The organism is Ginsengibacter hankyongi, from assembly GCF_008710285.1.
In the GTDB taxonomy this organism is placed as follows: Bacteria; Bacteroidota; Bacteroidia; order Chitinophagales; family Chitinophagaceae; genus Ginsengibacter; species Ginsengibacter hankyongi.
On sequence record NZ_VYQF01000014.1, the window covers coordinates 36,513 to 54,648 of the forward strand.

At 38.4% G+C, this 18,136-nt stretch carries 21 protein-coding genes; 9 read left to right on the forward strand and 12 right to left on the reverse strand.

The genetic code is table 11. The features are described 5' to 3' along the window. Positions 1–2: 2 nt before the first annotated feature. The 4 genes from FW778_RS22105 (at position 3) to FW778_RS22120 (ending at position 4,455) form a co-directional block, all read left to right on the forward strand. Positions 3–743: an ABC transporter permease gene (locus tag FW778_RS22105; RefSeq protein WP_150417075.1), complete on the forward strand. Its 741-nt coding sequence runs from the start codon at positions 3–5 to the stop codon at positions 741–743. Between the two features lie 118 nt (positions 744–861). Further along, on the forward strand, positions 862–2,007 hold the full coding sequence (locus FW778_RS22110; RefSeq protein ID WP_150417076.1) for an acyltransferase family protein: 1,146 nt from the start codon (positions 862–864) through the stop codon (positions 2,005–2,007). Between the two features lie 34 nt (positions 2,008–2,041). Then, positions 2,042–3,340, forward strand: a complete 1,299-nt coding sequence (locus tag FW778_RS22115; RefSeq protein WP_150417077.1) for a tetratricopeptide repeat protein — start codon at positions 2,042–2,044, stop codon at positions 3,338–3,340. A gap of 131 nt (positions 3,341–3,471) precedes the next feature. Then, complete coding sequence (locus FW778_RS22120) at positions 3,472–4,455, forward strand: type I glyceraldehyde-3-phosphate dehydrogenase (RefSeq protein WP_150417078.1); 984 nt, start codon at positions 3,472–3,474, stop codon at positions 4,453–4,455. A 38-nt stretch (positions 4,456–4,493) separates the two neighbouring features. On the opposite strand, the gene FW778_RS22125 is transcribed toward FW778_RS22120, so the two are convergent. Beyond that, entirely contained in the window at positions 4,494–5,489 is a 996-nt protein-coding gene (locus FW778_RS22125) for a phosphatase PAP2 family protein (protein ID WP_150417079.1), read from the reverse strand. Between the two features lie 91 nt (positions 5,490–5,580). After that, complete coding sequence (locus tag FW778_RS22130; protein ID WP_150417080.1) at positions 5,581–6,561, reverse strand: Gfo/Idh/MocA family protein; 981 nt, start codon at positions 6,559–6,561, stop codon at positions 5,581–5,583. 136 nt (positions 6,562–6,697) lie between these two features. Between FW778_RS22130 and FW778_RS22135 the strand changes: the two genes are divergently transcribed. Both FW778_RS22135 and FW778_RS22140 read left to right on the forward strand, forming a co-directional pair. Then, positions 6,698–7,810: an AI-2E family transporter gene (locus FW778_RS22135; RefSeq protein WP_150417081.1), complete on the forward strand. Its 1,113-nt coding sequence runs from the start codon at positions 6,698–6,700 to the stop codon at positions 7,808–7,810. Positions 7,811–7,966: 156 nt separating this feature from the next. After that, the gene (locus tag FW778_RS22140; protein WP_150417082.1) at positions 7,967–8,326 is read left to right on the forward strand and encodes a DUF6799 domain-containing protein; all 360 of its coding nucleotides are present in this window, start codon (positions 7,967–7,969) and stop codon (positions 8,324–8,326) included. 56 nt (positions 8,327–8,382) lie between these two features. Here the strand turns inward: FW778_RS22140 and FW778_RS22145 are convergent, their stop codons facing one another. After that, entirely contained in the window at positions 8,383–8,850 is a 468-nt protein-coding gene (locus FW778_RS22145; protein WP_150417083.1) for a hypothetical protein, read from the reverse strand. A 104-nt stretch (positions 8,851–8,954) separates the two neighbouring features. Here FW778_RS22145 and FW778_RS22150 point away from each other — a divergent pair, with 104 nt between their 5' ends. After that, a complete protein-coding gene (locus tag FW778_RS22150; protein WP_150417084.1) occupies positions 8,955–9,512 on the forward strand; it encodes a GNAT family N-acetyltransferase in 558 nt (185 codons plus the stop codon). A 46-nt stretch (positions 9,513–9,558) separates the two neighbouring features. Here FW778_RS22150 and FW778_RS22155 read toward each other — a convergent pair whose 3' ends face one another. The 4 genes from FW778_RS22155 to FW778_RS22170 form a co-directional block, all read right to left on the reverse strand. Beyond that, positions 9,559–10,089, reverse strand: coding sequence for a DUF2911 domain-containing protein (locus tag FW778_RS22155; protein WP_150417085.1), 531 nt, complete (start codon positions 10,087–10,089; stop codon positions 9,559–9,561). A 435-nt stretch (positions 10,090–10,524) separates the two neighbouring features. Further along, a complete protein-coding gene (locus FW778_RS22160; RefSeq protein WP_150417086.1) occupies positions 10,525–11,436 on the reverse strand; it encodes a DUF5996 family protein in 912 nt (303 codons plus the stop codon). Between the two features lie 81 nt (positions 11,437–11,517). Continuing rightward, positions 11,518–11,790, reverse strand: a complete 273-nt coding sequence (locus tag FW778_RS22165) for a UBP-type zinc finger domain-containing protein (RefSeq protein ID WP_150417087.1) — start codon at positions 11,788–11,790, stop codon at positions 11,518–11,520. A 101-nt stretch (positions 11,791–11,891) separates the two neighbouring features. Next, positions 11,892–12,734, reverse strand: a complete 843-nt coding sequence (locus FW778_RS22170) for a pirin family protein (protein WP_150417088.1) — start codon at positions 12,732–12,734, stop codon at positions 11,892–11,894. Between the two features lie 196 nt (positions 12,735–12,930). Here FW778_RS22170 and FW778_RS22175 point away from each other — a divergent pair, with 196 nt between their 5' ends. Beyond that, a complete protein-coding gene (locus FW778_RS22175) occupies positions 12,931–13,305 on the forward strand; it encodes a VOC family protein (protein WP_150417089.1) in 375 nt (124 codons plus the stop codon). 39 nt (positions 13,306–13,344) lie between these two features. Here FW778_RS22175 and FW778_RS22180 read toward each other — a convergent pair whose 3' ends face one another. Beyond that, positions 13,345–13,968 carry a hypothetical protein gene (locus FW778_RS22180; RefSeq protein WP_150417090.1) on the reverse strand — a complete coding sequence of 208 codons (624 nt, stop codon included), beginning with the start codon at positions 13,966–13,968 and terminating at the stop codon, positions 13,345–13,347. 113 nt (positions 13,969–14,081) lie between these two features. On the opposite strand from FW778_RS22180, the gene FW778_RS22185 reads away from it, so the two are divergent. Beyond that, complete coding sequence (locus FW778_RS22185) at positions 14,082–15,599, forward strand: FAD-dependent oxidoreductase (RefSeq protein WP_150417091.1); 1,518 nt, start codon at positions 14,082–14,084, stop codon at positions 15,597–15,599. Positions 15,600–15,658: 59 nt separating this feature from the next. Here FW778_RS22185 and FW778_RS22190 read toward each other — a convergent pair whose 3' ends face one another. From FW778_RS22190 to FW778_RS22205, 4 genes are read right to left on the reverse strand one after another with little or no spacing between them, the layout of a single operon-like run. Then, the gene (locus FW778_RS22190; RefSeq protein WP_150417092.1) at positions 15,659–16,309 is read right to left on the reverse strand and encodes a response regulator transcription factor; all 651 of its coding nucleotides are present in this window, start codon (positions 16,307–16,309) and stop codon (positions 15,659–15,661) included. A 2-nt stretch (positions 16,310–16,311) separates the two neighbouring features. Next, positions 16,312–17,097: a sensor histidine kinase gene (locus FW778_RS22195; RefSeq protein WP_150417093.1), complete on the reverse strand. Its 786-nt coding sequence runs from the start codon at positions 17,095–17,097 to the stop codon at positions 16,312–16,314. Positions 17,098–17,104: 7 nt separating this feature from the next. After that, positions 17,105–17,767: a hypothetical protein gene (locus FW778_RS22200; RefSeq protein ID WP_150417094.1), complete on the reverse strand. Its 663-nt coding sequence runs from the start codon at positions 17,765–17,767 to the stop codon at positions 17,105–17,107. A gap of 26 nt (positions 17,768–17,793) precedes the next feature. Then, positions 17,794–18,036, reverse strand: a complete 243-nt coding sequence (locus FW778_RS22205) for a hypothetical protein (RefSeq protein ID WP_150417095.1) — start codon at positions 18,034–18,036, stop codon at positions 17,794–17,796. Positions 18,037–18,136 lie beyond the last annotated feature (100 nt).

Below are 18,136 nucleotides of genomic sequence, written 5' to 3' on the forward strand. Positions count from 1 at the left end.
AAATGGAAACTAAAATACCAAAACCATCTGATGCTTTTTTATCGTTAATGCGTGCAGACTTTACCACGCAATGGCGCAATCGCCGTTCTGTGATCATGTCGCTGCTGGTGCCAATAATCATTTTAATTTCCTGGAAGGGGCTCATTGCTAAGTTAGGAGGAGCGTTCGTGTTTTCTATCGCATTAACTATTGGCCTTACATCAATCGGTATGATGGGATATGCAATTTCGGTTGCCCGTGACCGTGATAAAGGAGTATTTCAGCGTTTAAGGGTTACACCGGTGCCAACCCCTTTTATAATGATGAGCAGGTTGTTGGTACAACTGGGAATGATTGCAGTGCTTACACTGGGTGTTTTTATTATTGGTTACCGGGTAGATAAAATTGCACTTACGCCTGCAGGTTATATACTTACTTTCATCACTGCTTTTCTCGGCGGAGCTTTGTATCTCGGGTTTGGCCAAATGATTGTAGGCCTTATAAAAAATGCAGAAACTGTGAACTCAACCACGCGGCTGGTTTACATCGCGTTTATTATGCTCGGTATGTTTGGCGAACTAAGCGATAATATGGAATTTAAAAATATAATTCACTGGTCGCCATTTGGTACAGTAAAAACCATACTTGCGGCAGCAATGCAACCAGTTACCTGGAACAACGATGCTACTCTTGCCTTAGTGGCCACACTTGCGTATGCGCTTGTATTTTCTTTTCTTGGAATTAAATGGTTCAGGTGGAATTAAAATTTTTACTTAATAAAACTTACCATCTCAATATTTTCGGGTCTCGCCTATTTTCAATTAATTAATGTACTTTTAAAATCTAAACTACGATCTGCTTATTCTTAAAATCCACTAATAAATGTCCACAACATTAACAACTCCCTCTATGCAACAACGCAATGTTGCTTTAGATGTATTTCGCGGTATGACTGTTTGTTTTATGATTATCGTAAACACGCCGGGAAACGGTGAAACTACCTTTTCGCCACTACACCATGCTGCATGGAATGGCTTTACGCCTACTGACCTTGTATTTCCTTCCTTCCTGTTTGCGGTAGGAAATGCTATGAGTTTTGTAATGAAGAAGTGGGCAAACATGTCGCAGCAACAGGTTGTCTGGAAAATTTTGAAACGTACTGCGATTATCTTTTTACTGGGATATTTAATGTATTGGTTTCCTTTTTTCAGGTTGGATAAAAATCACAATTTTGTAGCCTTTCCTATAAGCCATACCCGTATTATGGGAGTTTTGCAACGTATCGCTTTGTGTTACGGTATTGCCTCGTTAATGATTTATTTTTTGAAAGTAAGAACGACTGTTATTATATGTGTCGTGCTGCTCTTTCTATATTGGATCATATTATATTGGTTTGGTGATGCAGCCCAACCACTGTCAATGCAAGGCAATGCAGGCTTTAAACTGGACAGGTGGCTCATGGGCGAAAATCACATGTATCACGGAGAGGGCGTTGCGTTTGATCCCGAAGGTTGGCTGAGTACTTTACCCGCTATCAGCAATGCGGTTGGTGGTTTTGTTGTGGGGCAATGGATTCAGAAAAAAGGAAATTCTTATGAAGGCGTGACTAAATTACTATTGTCGGGATTTGCCCTGATGATATGCGGTTATTTCTGGGACTTACTATTACCGATAAATAAAAAATTATGGACCAGCAGCTATGTTGTTTATACCATCGGGATTGATTGTGTAATAATCGGGACACTTATTTATATTATACAAATTCAAAACAAAGTGAGCTGGACCAGGTTTTTCCAGGTATTTGGAAAAAATACTTTGTTTATATATTTATTATCTGAGCTATTGGTTACTGTACTTTTCACCATACCGGTTGGTGCCAATACCAATTTATTTCGCTGGATCTATCAAAATATTTTTAGCTATGCCGGAGGCTATTTAGGTTCCTTACTTTTTGCTATTGCCTACATGTTAGTTTGCTGGAGCGTTGGCTACTGGCTCGACAAGAAAAAGATTTATATCAAAGTGTAATAAAAAATCTGGGGAATATTTATAATTTTAAGATATGTTCCCCGATTCAAATACAAAAGCAGTTGAAAGGGTCACTCAAAATTTATCAGCTTTAAGCGCTGAAGCCCTTCAGAAGATTACCAGTAATCTTAACAACACTCTGTGGCTGGGTCTTTTAGCGGGCTTCTCCGGCATTGTCGGTTACACGCTTAATCTCCAAAAGGCTGGGTGGAAAATCTTATTTCTTTTTATACTTATTGCATCGGCCTCTTATATGTCAGGATTTTTTTTAGGGTTCCTTTTTGGTATCCCCAAGAGAAATACTGATAAAGAGTCAGCCTATAACCTCAGCACCAATCTTGTCGATATTTCTGACTGGCTTACAAAAATAATTATAGGCCTGGGCTTGATCGAGATAAAAAGAATCCCGGCTTATCTAATTTCGGTTGGAAATTATATACAAACAGCCGTAGGCGCTGAAGATTCTGTAAAAATATTTTCCGTTTGTTGTATCGTTTACTTCAGCATATTCGGGTTATATTATGGATACAATTACATGCGATTATTCTTATCGGGCCAGTTTAAAGAAGCAGATGATAATTTGCTGCAAAAACAAATCAGGCTTACCGAAACCGGCCAGGCGTTGAATAACCAGGATCTTTCGCCGGATAATCTCGATAAGTCGTCGTTGCAGCAGGTAAATGAATACAACCAGCTTTTAAAGAGTACAAAAACTGAGAACGATTATACCTTCGACGATTGGTATTATAAAGGAATAAGTGCTTATGACAACAAAGATTACAATAAGACTATTGCTGACATGAACAATGCTTTGGAAAAGGATTCAAAAGCAAAGAATGCCGCTGATGCTTATTTATATATGAGCCTTGCATACGGCGCTCTTAAATTATACACCAAGTCCATTGAAATAAATAATATTGTAATTAATAATTATAAAGATTACAGCTACCTGTACCTCGCCTATCACAATAACGGAGTTAATTTTACTGATCTTACCCAATATGAAAATGCGCTTAAGCAGTTCGAATCCGCAACCAGCTTAAATCCTGACTATGCAGATTCATGGGTTGGAAAAGGTTATGCATTAATGTACCTGGATCGTTTTGATGAAGCAATGGTAGCTTTTGAAAAGGCGATAAAGGTCAATCCGGCTGATCCTAACCCATGGTACAATAAAGCCTGCATTTTTGCCAAAGAAAATAAAAAGACAGAAGCCATCGAAAGCCTGAAAAAAGCAATAGAACTGAAACCCGAGTTTAGGCAAAACGCAAAGACCGATATATGGCTCAACAACATTAGGGAAGAAGAAAGTTTTAAGGCACTTTTAAATTAAGCATTCATCATTACCAGTAATTATCTTCTCTTTTCCGGATTTCCTCAAATTTCTTTTGTTATCCTGCAAATCAATTTTATTCAATAATTATTGTGAACGATATTTGCATTTTTTAAAATAATTCTTGCTCTATGCGCATAGCTATAAATGGAATGGGACGAATAGGTCGGCTCTTATTCAGAAGGCTGATAGATGATGAAAAAATAGAGGTTGTTGCCGTAAACGATATTATGCCGGTCGACAATCTCGCCTATCTTATAAAATATGATTCAGTATATGGAACTTTTGCAAAGAACATTATTATAGAAAATCAATACGTAGAAATACAAAATAAAAAGATTGCTGTGTTTCAAAAAGAAGATCCGGAAACACTTCCGTGGGAAGAGTTGGACATCGATGTGGTACTGGAATGCAGCGGAAACTTTTCTACTAAAGAAAAAGCGGGGAAACATTTAACCGCTGGTGCTAAAAAGGTGTTGCTATCAACCACCGGTGCTGATGATATTCCTTTATTGATCTATGGATTTAATCAAAGCAGGCTAACGGATGATATTAATATTATATCCCCGGGCGGCTGTATGACGAATTGTTCCATTCATGTTCTTTACATTTTAAATTCAATTAGCATAATATCTGCCCACATTAATATTTTGCATTCTTATACTTCACGGCAGGAGCTTGTAGATGCGCCTAATAAGAACTTTAGGCGCGGAAGAGCTGCGGCCGAATCTGTTATTCCCGTTGAAATAGATTTACATAAATCGATGGAACGTTTAATGCCTGCAATGCAAAATAAGGTTGCTTCTTCTTCTATAAGAGTTCCGGTTGCAAATGGCGCCATGGCATTTTTTTCAATCCAGTTGCACGAAGAAGTAACTGCTGAACATATCAATTTACTTTTTAAAAAAGCGGCAAATAACTCCTATAAAGGGATTATTGACTATACCGATGAACCCGTTGTATCGCTGGATATTAAAGGTAATACTCACTCTTGTGTTATTGACGGCACACTTACTTCTGTTATCGGCAATCATTGTACGATTGTTGCATGGTTCGACAATGAATATGGCTTCACCAGTCGCATGATTGACTGGCTTGGAGTGTTGCATTCATAATGTAAGACTTCAACACAATCTGCTTAAAAACGTTTTCATTAAAAACGATACGTGAGGTGCATACCTGCATTGCCATTAATCATTTCAGGCGCCATGCTTATTTTTTCAAAATTTTTATTTTTATGCAGCGATGGAATTAATATCCCGGTAGCAGTACCAATTGCTGCGGAGAGTACGCAATCGCTAAAAAAATGATAACCGGCTTGCATACGCATATACGCCATACTTGCCGTTAGTATTCCTGAAGCTGCCCATATGTATGGACGCAGTTTTGAATTGGGATTAAAGTCAGAAAATATTTTTGCCGTAAGAAAGGTAGCCGCGGCTGTTGTGGCAACGTGCCCGCCATAAAAAGAGCGCTGACCGCCTTTGTCCAGCCGCTTATCGAGCGGAGCTTTATCACCATAAACAAAAGGCCTGCTTCTATAAACAAGTCCCGCGGTTAGCGTGTACATCGCTCCCGTTATGCCAATGGTTTCCACGTATAATGTAATTAATTGTCCTGCTTTTGTTCTTTCATTTTTATTAATAAATATCATAGCAACGGGAATTACATACGACGCATCAAATAAAATATAACTGTCTTTATTGGCTTGCGTCGAATAATTCCCCGCAATTCCGCGATCAAAAAAAGGAAGTTTATCCTTTGTTTTAGTTGCAAGCTCTGCAGGTGTAAGATCATTTTTGTTTTTAATCAACGTATAACCTGCAAGGGTAGTTGCTACAGCAGCTGTTATTACAAGTCCATCCGTTACAAAATGAGTTTTGTATGGCGAATTATTTTTATTGATTAATACTCCATTTGTTTTTTTATTAAAAACACTTTCTGCATTCGTTTTTGATTTTGCGGTTGGGGCAGCAGATGAAAGATTGGTTAACGATGCAGCATCAGGAGAAAGATTTTTAGAAGAATCATTAATCAATGTGTTCTTTAAAGAGTCGCGGGAAAGAGTATCCTGCGACGTATTGTTGGTTTGCGAAAAGGCTGAACTTATCAAAAAGAAAGTTGCACAAATTACCAGGTGTTTTTTCATAATAATTTTGTGCCTGCAAATTTGATGCTAACTATTACGAATACATGAATTTTTTTTATTTAGTAAGAAATTGGTTTTAAATAAAATTACTTTACGGTTGTGTAAAGGCATCTAACAAATGCATCACTTCGGCTCCATCACTACCACTGGATGGATTAGGACCTTTATCTAAAAAATAGTCCACTACTTTTTCAATCAAAGGCTGCTGTACATGTTGCGGCGGAGTAAAAGAAATTACTTCTGTTGTTCCATTTCTGTTAAGAAATATTTTTTGCTCATTAAAAACACTAAAGCTAATACTTCCCTCAGACCCGACAATTTCACAAACATCTTTTTCGTCGTCTTTGCTCACACTAAAACTCCATAGCCCGTTAAACAATATTCCATTTTTAAATACAATATTTCCCGCTACTGCATCATCTGCATTATAAAAGCGTGATTGATTTATAGCAACACCTTTTGCATAATCGGCTTGCCCAAAAAAATAATACATAAGATCTAACTGGTGCGGCGCAAGGTCATGAAATAGTCCGCCGCCCGAAACTCCTGCGTCTACTCTCCATTTATTCCCGGTTAGCTCAAGCGCCTCTTTTGAAAGTTGTTTTTTATAAAACGCAAGATTTGCAAATCTTATCTCGCCAATTATTTTATCATCTATTATTTGTTTAATCTTATTAAAATACGGCTGCCCACGCCTGTAATGAGCAACACATAATTTCATATTAGTTTCATTTGCAGCCTTCACCATGTTTAATGCTGAAGAATAATTTAAGGTCATTGGCTTTTCCACATATACAGGTTTGCCTGCCTGGAATGCAGCAAGCGCATACGATTCGTGGGATGAAGGCGGCGTGGCAATATAAATTGCATTAACATCTTTATCGTTTATTAGTGCCATGGCATCATCATACCATTTCGGTACATGATGGCGGCTTGCATAATCTTTTGCCCTGGCGCCATCTCTCCGCATTACCGCAACAAGGGAAGAATTTTTTACTTTATTAAAAGCCGGGCCGCTTTTAACTTCAGTAACGTTTCCACATCCAATAATGCCCCATTTAATTTCTTTCATCTAAAAATTTTATGATGAAGATATTAGATTATTTCTTTCAGAGATGCATGCTATATTTAAAGGCACCGTATTTTTTTTATATCGTGTTTTAATTTTCATTTCCTTTACATTCCAATTCATTTAATAATATAATTGCATGTCTTTACCAAAATCAGATCAGCAGCCATTTTACTTTAAGCTTGCAATGGTACTTATTGCGATTATTGCTTTGGGTTACCTGACCATTTTAGGTAAAGAGGTTTTGAGCCCGCTTTTATTTGGATTATTATTTTCCATATTGCTATTACCCGTTACTGTTTTTTTTGAAAAGAAAATGAAATTACATCGAAGTGCAGCATCGGCCCTTTCCGTATTGTTATTGCTGGCTTCCATTGCTGTTATATTACTGGTAGTTGGTTCTGAAGTTTCAAGCCTTTCGCACGATCTCCCCCAGCTTAAAGCGCAAATCCTTGCATCGCTCCAGGATTTCCAGAAATGGATATCTGTTACATTTCATGTGAATATTGCAAAGCAAATGGACTATGTAAATTCAGCGACTACTAAAATTGAAAACGCAACACCTACCGTTATTGGAGCAACAGTTCTTTCACTGTCATCTTTGTTATTATTTCTTGTTTTTGTTATACTCGATACTTTCTTTATGCTCTTTTACAGGAGAAGATTGTTGAAATTTTTAATTGATGTTTTTAAAGAAGAAAATTCGTCTATTGTATTTGATATTGTTGAAAGAGTACAATACATTATAAGAAAATATCTGTTGGGCCTTTTACTGGAAATGAGTACTGTTGCTGTTGTTTGCTGTTCTGTTTTTTTGCTGCTGGGTATTAAATATGCCATCCTGCTGGGGCTCATTACTGCACTGTTTAATATAGTTCCCTATATCGGCATCTTTACCGCATTATTGTTGAATATTATCATCACTTTCGCAACCACTGCATTGGCTTCTAAAGTATTGCTGGTAATAATAACCGTGGTGTCTATGCATCTCATAGATAGTAATATTTTACTTCCTCTAATCGTTGGTTCCAAGGTGAGAATCAATGCGTTCATAACATTATTAGGAGTTGTACTTGGAGAGTTGATATGGGGCATTCCCGGGATGTTTTTATCAATTCCCGTGATAGCAATCATTAAAATTATTTTCGACAGGGTAGAAAGTCTCCAGCCATGGGGGCATTTAATGGGTGATGAAAAAATAGAACCCAAAAGTTTCAAGCTTAAAAAGATTACGAAAAATAAAAGCGTATAAAATATACTTCTTCCACCCCGTTGTCTCTCCTGCTGTTTAAAAAAATCATACACTCTTAACATTTCATCCGGTCAGTTGGTATGATTTTGGCCTCTATAGGTCGCTAACATTTTTATTTATAAAAAAAATTATTGTAAACACCTAAAAATCTAATTTATGAAAAAAGTATTAATTGCATTGTTTGCATTAGGCCTTACGAGCGGCTCATTTGCACAAGATTCAACAAATGGAATGAGCAACATGAGCCAGATGCACACCATGCAGAATGCCGATGGAGTTATTATGAAAAACGGCAAAGTACTGCAAAGAAGAGCCGGCCAGGTTGCTGTATTGACGCAAAATCTTGTATTGGCTGACGGCACAACCGTTATGCCCGCGGGAACTGTAAAGATGAAAGACGGTACTACCATTACCATGCAGGAAGGCGACTATTTTAAAATGGATGGCACTAAAGGCAATGTAAAAACCGATCAAAATTCTATGTCCGGTAAAATGCAAACCGACACGGCTAAATAAGTAAAACCCATAATGAAAACTAAGTGCCACAATTTTTTGTGGCATTTGTTTTTACATCAATACAAATCTTCTATTAGCAATTCTTTCCCGAGGAATAAAATAGTATCCCCGGTTTCTTTATGATACAACATCTTTGCAACGGGCGCATGGTGTGATAATAGAAAAACGGTTTCTTCTTCAACTTTTATTTTACCAAGCCCTGCAGCAATAAAAAAAGAAACGCCCGTGCACTTTACAAAACAGCCAGGTATTATTTTTTCATTAACATGGCTGCAGTCCACAGCCATCAGGCTTGCAAGATCATTTTTATTAGCAGCCAATTGACGGGCATGCATGTCTTTCTCAATCTGGTTCATGGCACGGCCGGTTTCATACTTATCTCCCGCACTGCTTTTCTCCTGTTCATTTGCGGCAGCCTGCGCGTTATCCATGGCATGGTAACAGGATAAGATCCTTTGTTCTATAATTTCAATACATCTCTTTTTTAATGTATTTTTAAAATCAATCTTTTGCTGGTTATTCATTACTGTAATTATAACGAAAGAACAGGTTGGTTTAAAATTTATTCATAGAATTTAGTTATTACATACCAACAAAAATTGCTACTTTACTTTTCAATTTATCCAGCATGCTTTACCCCAACTTCTCCCCTTTTCCTGAAATAAAAACAGCAAGACTTTTATTGCGAAGGATGATAGCCGGTGATGCAAAAGAACTTTTATACCTGCGATCTAGTGAGAACGTAATGAAATATATTGACAGGGAAAGAACAAAAACTATCAGCGATGCAGAGCTTTTTATTGACAAGATTGATGCAGCACTCGATAGTAATAACGGCATCATGTGGGGTATTACTTTAAAAGAGCGGCCCCGCACGCTGATTGGAAACATTGGTTACTGGCGGCTGGTAAGAGAGCATTACCGTGCAGAAGTCGGTTATATGCTTCACCCGGCCTTTTGGAAAAAAGGAATTATGAAGGAAGCCTTGTTACGTGTAATTGATTTTGGATTTAATGAAATGAAGCTGCACAGCATTGAAGCGAACGTTAATCCCCACAATACAGCATCAGCAAAGTTGTTGGAATCTACGGGATTTGTAAAGGAAGCATACTTTAAAGAAGATTATTTCTTTAATGGCGCTTTTCACGACACCATAATTTATTCGTTGCTGAAACAAAGGAAATAAAAAAGGTTGCCTTTTCAGGCAACCCATTTCTATATATAGATATTAATTAATGCACTTTAAATTCCACCTTCCGGTTGCCCCATAGCAAAGTAACTTCCCCGGCAGGACTTATTTTAAAAGTCATTTTTTCGATAGGAGAAGCTTCGGTAGTATATTTAGTGTCAACACGCAACGCATCATCTGCCTGTTTATATTTGAAGGCGCCCCATTGCTTCCATGTTTTGTTAAATATGATGGTAACCTTGTTGCCACTGAACAGAGTAAACAAACCATACTTGCCTGCGGCTAATTTCTTACCATCGATGGTAACATTTTTATCGGTTTCAAATACAGTTGCTTCATTGGCACCGGTACGCCAAACCTGCCCGTCCTTAGGTTCAAGGTCTTTACCAATTGTTCTTCCCTTTACAGAGGGTTGACTGTAATCGATGGAAATGGTTGCCCCGCTGTTTATTTTTTGGGTGACTTTTGCAGGTGGGCTTGGCCTTTTACTTTTATCTTCCTCGGCCTGGGCCTTTACGTGTATGCTTGCCATTAACCCTGAAGCAAGCAGCGCCATCGTGAATAATTTTTTCATTGTTATAATTTTAGTTTTTTTTAGTAATTCAAAAACATTTCTGAACCGTTTTCAAATATATAGAAAACTTGTAAATGATAATTTCTTTCCGGGACAGGCGGTACAGGTTTACCACTTTTTTATCTTTTAATAAGCTTAATAGTTTTGGGATAAGGTGTTATTTAAAAAAAACTCTTATATGCATCTCCTGTTATCTTGTTTATTTTTATCAGCGTTCATTTAAAAATTAAAGCACATTAAATGGTATAGGCAAGAATAAATCAGCGCATATTTTAAATACTTCTTCATTCTTATTCATTCGTTCCGCAAAGAAAATTTACCAATACGCTATGAAAGATAGCCGGGGAATATTTTTATTGTGGCGCTCATATTTGTTTTCCTTATCACCTTCATGATTGCCTTTTCAATAATATTCTAAGAAGCAGAAGTGAAGGATTAAAAATAATTAAACTCCAAAGATTTCTTATCCCAGTTCCCGGTCTCGGCTGCTGCATCATAAGTTGATTGCAGAAATTCCATCAACATTTTTTCGGGAAATGCTGCTTTTCTCACATCATCATATAACAGGAAAAACTCTCCCATTTCTTTGCTGTAGAAGGCTTCAACCGGCATAATTTTTTGCGTGCCAAAATCGGCAGGTATAGGATAAGCATAAGAATAAAATGCCGGGTGCGGAAACGCTTCATTGCCGGGCCAGAAGCCGGCACTGGACACTTCATGAGAATACGATTCCTGCATAACCCTGAGCGGAATATTATTTACCACGCCCGAATATTTAGGGGCAACTCTTCCTGAAAAACGGGTAACGGCCAAATCGAAGCTGCCCCAGAAAAAATGAACCGGGCTGCATTTACCGCTGAAGCCTGCACGAAATTTATTAAGCACGGGTTCTATTTTTACAAGCGCTTTCCAGAATAAATTGATCTGTTCTTTATCATACGATTGGTGAACCTCATCTTTTTCAAAAGGTATAGCCGGGTTTATTTCATTTGGCTTTGCATAAATTTTTACATCAATATCCAAAGCTTTTAATTTTTCAAAAAGCTCATTGTAAAAAGAAGCAACAGTCCTGGGATAGAGAGATACTCTTTCATTGTCGCCTTCACTGGTGATGATTAGAAGCTGGTGATCGATAAAATCGAACGATAGTTCAAATATCCCTTTATTATAATTAATGCCCCCTGTTGTTAATCCATGTGGTGAAACAGTAAAAGTTACATGCCACGAATGATTAAGCCATGGCATTTTTATCAGCTTTATTTTACCTACAATCTGCGTCCATAACTGAACGGTGGCAATGGTATCCTTCAATTTATCATATTGCAAATCCGGCCATTCTTTTTTCATAAAATATTATATTAGTTTAATTAACAGATTTATAAAGATATTCCATTCACCATTCACCATTCACGATTGACCATTCACGATTCAATACTCTGCAAAAATTTCGTCTGCATAACACCACATCCATCGCTCGCCGGGCTCAGCAGAAATGGCTACGGGATGTTTTGTATGGCGGCTATGTTTACTCATGTGCATGTTAGGCGAGCTGTCGCAGCATAACGTGGCGCCACACGTTTGGCAGGTGCGAAGGTGCACCCATTCATCGCCGGTTTTGATGCATTCTTCGCATACATAATCCCCCGGATGTTTTAAAGAAGTAATATGCCTGATGTGTTCGCAAACTTGTTCCTGTTCCATAATTCTTAATAATTATTTTCATTCAAATTTCACGAATTCGTAAGGAATTTGATAACAATTTTTTCAAGTCACATTCCTTCTTCTTTGGAAAGGGAAAGGCTTTAATACAAAAATCCCATCTTGCCGGCCTGGTAATCACGCATGGCTTCCAGTATCTCTGTTTGTGTGTTCATTACAAAAGGGCCATGGCTCACCAGCGGCTCGTTAATGGGATCGCCGGAACCTAACAATAACGCACAATCGCTTTTGGCCGTCAGATGAATTTTGTTATCACTATGTTCAAACGAAGCGAAGTCATAACGGCTTAATTCTTTTTCACCATTCACTTCTATTGCGCCTTCCAGTACATAAAGAAACACATCATTACTTGGGAGTAACGTTAAAGAATAATCGCTGCCGGCTTTCATGCGTATCATGGCGGTAATTACATCCGATTTTGCCGGCCCTTTTTTACCTTCATAGTTTCCCGATACCAGCCTGAACTCAACGCCATCTTTTTCAATCAGCACAATTTCATCTTTTGTAATAGGTTGGTACGAAGGGGTGTTCATTTTTTGAGCAGCCGGTAAATTGATCCATAGCTGTATGCCATGGAACCTCCCACCCTTCTTCCCAAATTCTTTCCCTGTTTTTTCTGAATGAATAATACCTCTCCCGGCATTAATCCATTGCACTTCATTATCGCCAATCACTTTGGTATTACCCAGTGAATCATCATGCTCTACCGCACCTTCGTACATAAAAGTGATGGGCATAAAGCCACGGTGCGGATGTGGCGGCACGTCAAAATTATTATGGCCGGGCTCCATATTAATATCAAAATGATGCAGTAAAATAAACGGGCTTATTTGTTCGGTTCCGGCAATGGGTATGGGTTGCCGCAATTTTATCGCCCCCATTTTTACCAACGGCGCTGCAATAACTTTTTCAATATTTCTATACATAATTTATATTTTAATTTCTATGCAATTTACTTACATAAGCGGCCCTGTTCCAATAATGTAGATCACTAAATGGCATTGATGTGGAATAATAATTTTTATCTCCTTTATGAATAATTATTTCAGTTTATAAGCAATTGGTACATTTGGAAACTCATCTTCTAAAAGAGTTTATTTAACCAAAATAAAATAAATAAAAATGGAAAATAAACAGCCAACTTACGGCAATGGTAAAATCTGTTACCTCGAAATTCCTGCTGCAGATGTTGATATTTCTGCATCGTTTTATAAAGATGTTTTTGGCTGGCATATAAGAAAGCGGGGCGATGGACATATTGCTTTCGATGATGGCGTAGGCGAAGTAAGCGGCACCTGGGTGTTGGGAAGAAAGCCATTGAGCGAACCGGGTATTATTATTTCAATTATGGTAGATGATGCGAAAGCCACACTGGATGCTATTGTTGCCCATGGCGGAATAATAACTCAGGAGTTAGGAAAAGATGCGCCTGAAATAACTGCCCACTTTAGCGATCCTGCAGGAAATATTTTGGGCATTTACCAGGAACCAGGCTAGGCGCAACAACCGGGAATGAACCGGCTTACATTGTTTATCTTAAACTTCCCGTTCCAGGAAAGATTTCATCAGCCTCGACCATTGCAATTCTGATACACCCATTAACCCCGAGGTGCCCACCACCGTGTTCCTGATTTTATCGGTTAATTTTTTTGTATCAGTATTCAGCACTTCATTACGGCCATGGTAGGCCGCAATTACTGTATTACCGTTACGGTTAATAATAAAAGTGGATGTGGCATCACTGGTAAAAAAATGGGCTGTCTCGTTACTTTCTTTATTGGGATTTTTACAGGAGCGTACCCTCATGCCCACACTTTCGTTTTCGCCATCGTTATTTAAAACTTCTTTAATATCATCTACTCTCACCCAGTCATAACCATCACCGGAAGCAGGGCCCGGCCCAGGTATATCTATCCGGAGATAGTCTCCCACTTTGGCAAGGCGGTTACCATCATTAACCTCTTTGTCTTTTAGAACAAAATGCGCACTTGCAAAACCGCTTAGTTTGTGCCAGATATTAATATTAAGCATCCTTTTCCAAGCACGCTTAAAAGCATCCTGTGCTTCTTCTCTTGTGTTCAACGTTATTGAGTGTTCCACATCCGTTTGCTTACCTTTTTCCTGTAAAGGAATAAGGCTGCTTAGTAATAAACTTTCCATGGTTATTTTTTATGCATTATTAAATAGTACCGCAAAATCATGCCATCAAAAACGTGTTGGCGTTATAATTGTGCACTGAATTTATTATCCCACATTCAAAAAATGTAAAGCTTATGCAACGAGATGGTGCAACGATAAGTTTATGGCAACATAATATCCCGGATTATGTCTCACAAACACATAGCCTGCCGGAGATAACCTATGATGTGTTGATAGTTGGCGGTGGTATTACTGGTATCAGTACGGGATTGCTTTTACAGAAGGCAGGCAAAAAATGTTTGATAGCCGAAGCCGCAACTATTGGCTTTGGAACCACCGGCGGCACAACCGCTCACCTGAATAATTTTATGGATAGCCCGTACAGCGAAATAGCTAAGAATTTCGGGGAAGATAATGCACAATTGGTGTGTACTGCCGCAAATAATGCCATTGGCCTTATCAAAAAAAATATAGCAGACTATAATATTAATTGTGACTTCAGCGAACAAAAGGGATATCTTTTTTCGCAGGGTGAAAAACAAGACAAAGAGCTCGACGAAATTTATGAAGCATCTCTCAAAGCGGGCTGCCATGTAATTTATAGTGGCTCTATTCCTTTGCCCGTTACGTTTAGGAAAGCCGTCCTCTTTGAAAACCAGGCACAATTTCACTCGACAAAATATTTATATGGAATAGCAAAGGCCTTTGAAGATGCGGGCGGCACTTTATTGCAGGGCTGCAGGATAACAAATGTAAAGGATGGAGAATCCCTTGAAGTAACGAGCGACCGGGGAACCATTCGTGCAAAGGCTTTAATTTATGCGACCCATGTTCCGCCGGGTGTAAACATCCTGCATTTTCGCTGTGCGCCTTACCGGAGTTATGCAATGGCAATAAAACTGGCCAATGATAATTATCCTGCGAATCTTGCTTACGATATGTATGATCCCTACCATTACTACCGTACGCAGGAGGTGGATGGTGAAAAATATTTAATTGCCGGTGGCGAAGATCATAAAACAGGGCATGTTGAGAACACCAATATGTGTTTTACAAAATTGGAAAGTTACCTCCGTGGTTATTTTAATATTGAATCAATCCCATTCAAATGGTCATCGCAATATTACCAGCCGGTTGACGGCTTACCGTATATCGGGCATTTACCCGGCAATCCTTCCAACGTGTATGTGGCTACAGGCTATGGAGGCAATGGAATAACGTATAGCCATGTTGCGGCAAGAGTGCTTACAGATATTCTGGTAAAAGGAAGCAGCGAATACGAAAAACTTTTTAGCCCGGCAAGAGTAAAACCAATGGCAGGCTTTGAAGATTTTATAAAAGAATCAGCCGATGTTGTTGCGAAGTTAATTGGCGGCTTGTTCCCTTCTCCAAAGATGGAAGAACTTGCAGATATGGCGCATGGCGAGGCAAAAGTGGTAAAATACCAGGGGCAATCTATTGCATTATTTAAAGATGAAGGCGGGAAAGTACACGCGGTAAATCCTGCCTGCACCCACATTGATTGCCAGGTTTCCTGGAACAACGCAGAACGTTCATGGGATTGCCCGTGTCATGGCTCGCGGTTTAATGGAGATGGGAAAATGCTTACCGCACCGGCCAGGAAAGACCTGGAAAAAATAGAATTAAAGTAACCTGAATTTGTCGTGAAGCACTAATGTGTCGCTCTGAAGATTTGGAAACTAAGGTAAAATTATAAGGTTATGATACCATTTCTTATGGCAAACAGCACAAGCCCTACCCGCGATTTAACATTCAGCTTTTCGAATAGGCCATCACGGTAGCCATCCACCGATCTTGTACTCACCAGCATTTTATCTGCTATTTCTTTATAAGTATATTCCGTACAGGCCAGCTTTAAAAAAGTAATTTCCCTCTCACTAAATTTATTGATTTTGGCCACCTCATTTTCAGTATCATCAAAAGTATTGATGTTATGAATTAACTTTCCCGTTATCATTTCAGAATAATAAAAGCCTTTTGTAACCAGTGCATGTAAGGCATTCTTTAATTCAGAAGGATCGCAGTCTTTTAAAATATATCCTTTAGCCCCGGCCTTAAACATTCTTATTACCGAATTTTCATTATCGTACATAGATAAGGCAAGTATCTTTATTGCCGGGTAATTTTTTTTAAGCCATACTGATGTTTCATAACCATCTTTTACCGGCATATTAATATCCATTAAAACAATATGCGGTAACCTGTCAGCAGATAACTGCTCAATAAACTGGTCGCCGTTATCAGCCTGGAACAACACTTTATAATCGCCAAAACTTTCTACCAGGTTAGCCAGCCCCTGGCGGAGCAATACATGATCATCAACCAAAACTATATTTTGCATAATTATAATTTAGCGGTTTCCAGCGGAAGCGTAAGCGTTATAAAAGTTCCTTCGTTTATGGTAGTCGTTAGTTTAAAAGAGGCGTTAATAATTTTTGCACGGCTAAGCATATTCCGTAAACCTAACCCAAATTTATTATAATTATTATTGTCCAGCTGGCTCGCATCAAATCCCACACCATTATCTTTAATTGTTAACGTAAACAGGCGAGGCTCATATAATACTCTTATGCTAATGGTGGTTGCCCTGGAATGTTTAATAATGTTGTTGAGAGATTCCTGCAAGATCCTGAAGAGTATAAGCTCCTGCTGGTTTTCCAGGCGGTATTCGTCTCCCTGTGTTTCCAAAACAACCTCAAAGACACCGCTTTTCTTTATCATGCCCAGCTCATATTCTATTACTTTTGATAAGCCTGATTCCATTATGTAATCGGTATTAAGGCTTCTTGATAAATCTCTCAGGTCTTGTATCACTTTAGTTATTAGCTGACGGCTGTCGGAAATTTTATTTTGAAGCAGTTCAGGCTCGCCATGATTCATAGTATTTATATTCAGCTTCACCAGGCTCAGCGCCTGCCCTATGTTATCATGTATCTCCTGTGAAATATATTTAAGCGTTTGCTCCTGTATCTCCAGCTTGCTTTCCAGTATCTCTTTCTCGTAAGTATCTTTCAATTGCTTTTTTTCGCCAATGTATTGCAACTGCTTTTTTTGATATACCAGTACCAGCACAATAATTCCTATTGCTACTATTACAAGAAAAGTAGTAATAATAAAAATCTTTATCATAACTCATCTAATACATCCTTTTCGGGGAAGGTATCTTTAAATACCCTGCTAAGGTAACCACCGAACTCAGAAAAAGAATTATATTTTGAAGGGCCCACACATTACCGCTGTCATCTATATCAACAGACCTGTAGAATAAAATTATTATAAAACTTCCTAAAAAATATACAAGATATCCCGAAACCAGCCAGAAGTCGAATTGGAAAAGAATATCCTGCTCCGTTACATTTCTCAGCAATTGGTCAAAATACAGCAATGCATACATTACAATGCTGATAAAACAGATGGCATATTCCTGGTCGTTAAATGCTTTAAAGAAATGGCCTGAAAAAACATCATGCCAGATAAAGATAACCACGTTAGTTACCAATAATATGGTGACCGTAGCTTTTTTGGTTTTGGTAATTAAAAGACCATGAAAATAATAAGAGAGAACGCAGATAGTAACGAGGTAAAAAATATTGTACATCCATGTATTATCGGCCTGGTCCACTGCCATTGCAATTATACTGGCAAACAAAAGCAGCGACGCAGCAAATGCGTAATAGGCAAAAAGAATTCCATTCAATAAACTTCTTTGCCTGTTTATTTTTAGCAGAAAAACCAGCGCATACACGAAGTAGCTCAGTGGCTCCAAAAAGTTTTTAAAAAAGGATTCTAACGGTGTCATTACATAGATTGTTTTCTACAATTAAATTACTTGCAGGGCGTGGGGCAGCCGGGCACAACGTCCCCACCACCATCACCCGAGGGAAGGGGTTTACGTGATTTAATTTTTCTGGCACTGCCTTTTAATTGCGTAGCAAAAATTTCAAACTTTGCCGGCGCATCGGCATAATAAGTAGCGTTAAAATGAATTACAATATCTGTGCAACCTTTACAAAGTGCGGCTAATTCATCACTTTTAAAGTAGCATTCAACATGAGTTCTGTTGGACATAAGCGTGGTTTTGGTGTGTGAATAATCATTAGAGCTAATTTAGCTCATTCAACTTAAGTGTTGCAAATATACAATCAGTGTTTTTCTTCCGGGGCGGGAG

Coding starts and splice junctions, on each gene's coding strand:
- FW778_RS22105 (WP_150417075.1), top strand. CDS start 3: ATGGAAACTAAAATACCAAAACCATCTGATGCTTTTTTATCGTTAATG.
- FW778_RS22110 (WP_150417076.1), top strand. CDS start 862: ATGTCCACAACATTAACAACTCCCTCTATGCAACAACGCAATGTTGCT.
- FW778_RS22115 (WP_150417077.1), top strand. CDS start 2,042: ATGTTCCCCGATTCAAATACAAAAGCAGTTGAAAGGGTCACTCAAAAT.
- FW778_RS22120 (WP_150417078.1), top strand. CDS start 3,472: ATGCGCATAGCTATAAATGGAATGGGACGAATAGGTCGGCTCTTATTC.
- FW778_RS22125 (WP_150417079.1), bottom strand. CDS start 5,489: ATGAAAAAACACCTGGTAATTTGTGCAACTTTCTTTTTGATAAGTTCA.
- FW778_RS22130 (WP_150417080.1), bottom strand. CDS start 6,561: ATGAAAGAAATTAAATGGGGCATTATTGGATGTGGAAACGTTACTGAA.
- FW778_RS22135 (WP_150417081.1), top strand. CDS start 6,698: ATGTCTTTACCAAAATCAGATCAGCAGCCATTTTACTTTAAGCTTGCA.
- FW778_RS22140 (WP_150417082.1), top strand. CDS start 7,967: ATGAAAAAAGTATTAATTGCATTGTTTGCATTAGGCCTTACGAGCGGC.
- FW778_RS22145 (WP_150417083.1), bottom strand. CDS start 8,850: ATGAATAACCAGCAAAAGATTGATTTTAAAAATACATTAAAAAAGAGA.
- FW778_RS22150 (WP_150417084.1), top strand. CDS start 8,955: ATGCTTTACCCCAACTTCTCCCCTTTTCCTGAAATAAAAACAGCAAGA.
- FW778_RS22155 (WP_150417085.1), bottom strand. CDS start 10,089: ATGAAAAAATTATTCACGATGGCGCTGCTTGCTTCAGGGTTAATGGCA.
- FW778_RS22160 (WP_150417086.1), bottom strand. CDS start 11,436: ATGAAAAAAGAATGGCCGGATTTGCAATATGATAAATTGAAGGATACC.
- FW778_RS22165 (WP_150417087.1), bottom strand. CDS start 11,790: ATGGAACAGGAACAAGTTTGCGAACACATCAGGCATATTACTTCTTTA.
- FW778_RS22170 (WP_150417088.1), bottom strand. CDS start 12,734: ATGTATAGAAATATTGAAAAAGTTATTGCAGCGCCGTTGGTAAAAATG.
- FW778_RS22175 (WP_150417089.1), top strand. CDS start 12,931: ATGGAAAATAAACAGCCAACTTACGGCAATGGTAAAATCTGTTACCTC.
- FW778_RS22180 (WP_150417090.1), bottom strand. CDS start 13,968: ATGGAAAGTTTATTACTAAGCAGCCTTATTCCTTTACAGGAAAAAGGT.
- FW778_RS22185 (WP_150417091.1), top strand. CDS start 14,082: ATGCAACGAGATGGTGCAACGATAAGTTTATGGCAACATAATATCCCG.
- FW778_RS22190 (WP_150417092.1), bottom strand. CDS start 16,309: ATGCAAAATATAGTTTTGGTTGATGATCATGTATTGCTCCGCCAGGGG.
- FW778_RS22195 (WP_150417093.1), bottom strand. CDS start 17,097: ATGATAAAGATTTTTATTATTACTACTTTTCTTGTAATAGTAGCAATA.
- FW778_RS22200 (WP_150417094.1), bottom strand. CDS start 17,767: ATGACACCGTTAGAATCCTTTTTTAAAAACTTTTTGGAGCCACTGAGC.
- FW778_RS22205 (WP_150417095.1), bottom strand. CDS start 18,036: ATGTCCAACAGAACTCATGTTGAATGCTACTTTAAAAGTGATGAATTA.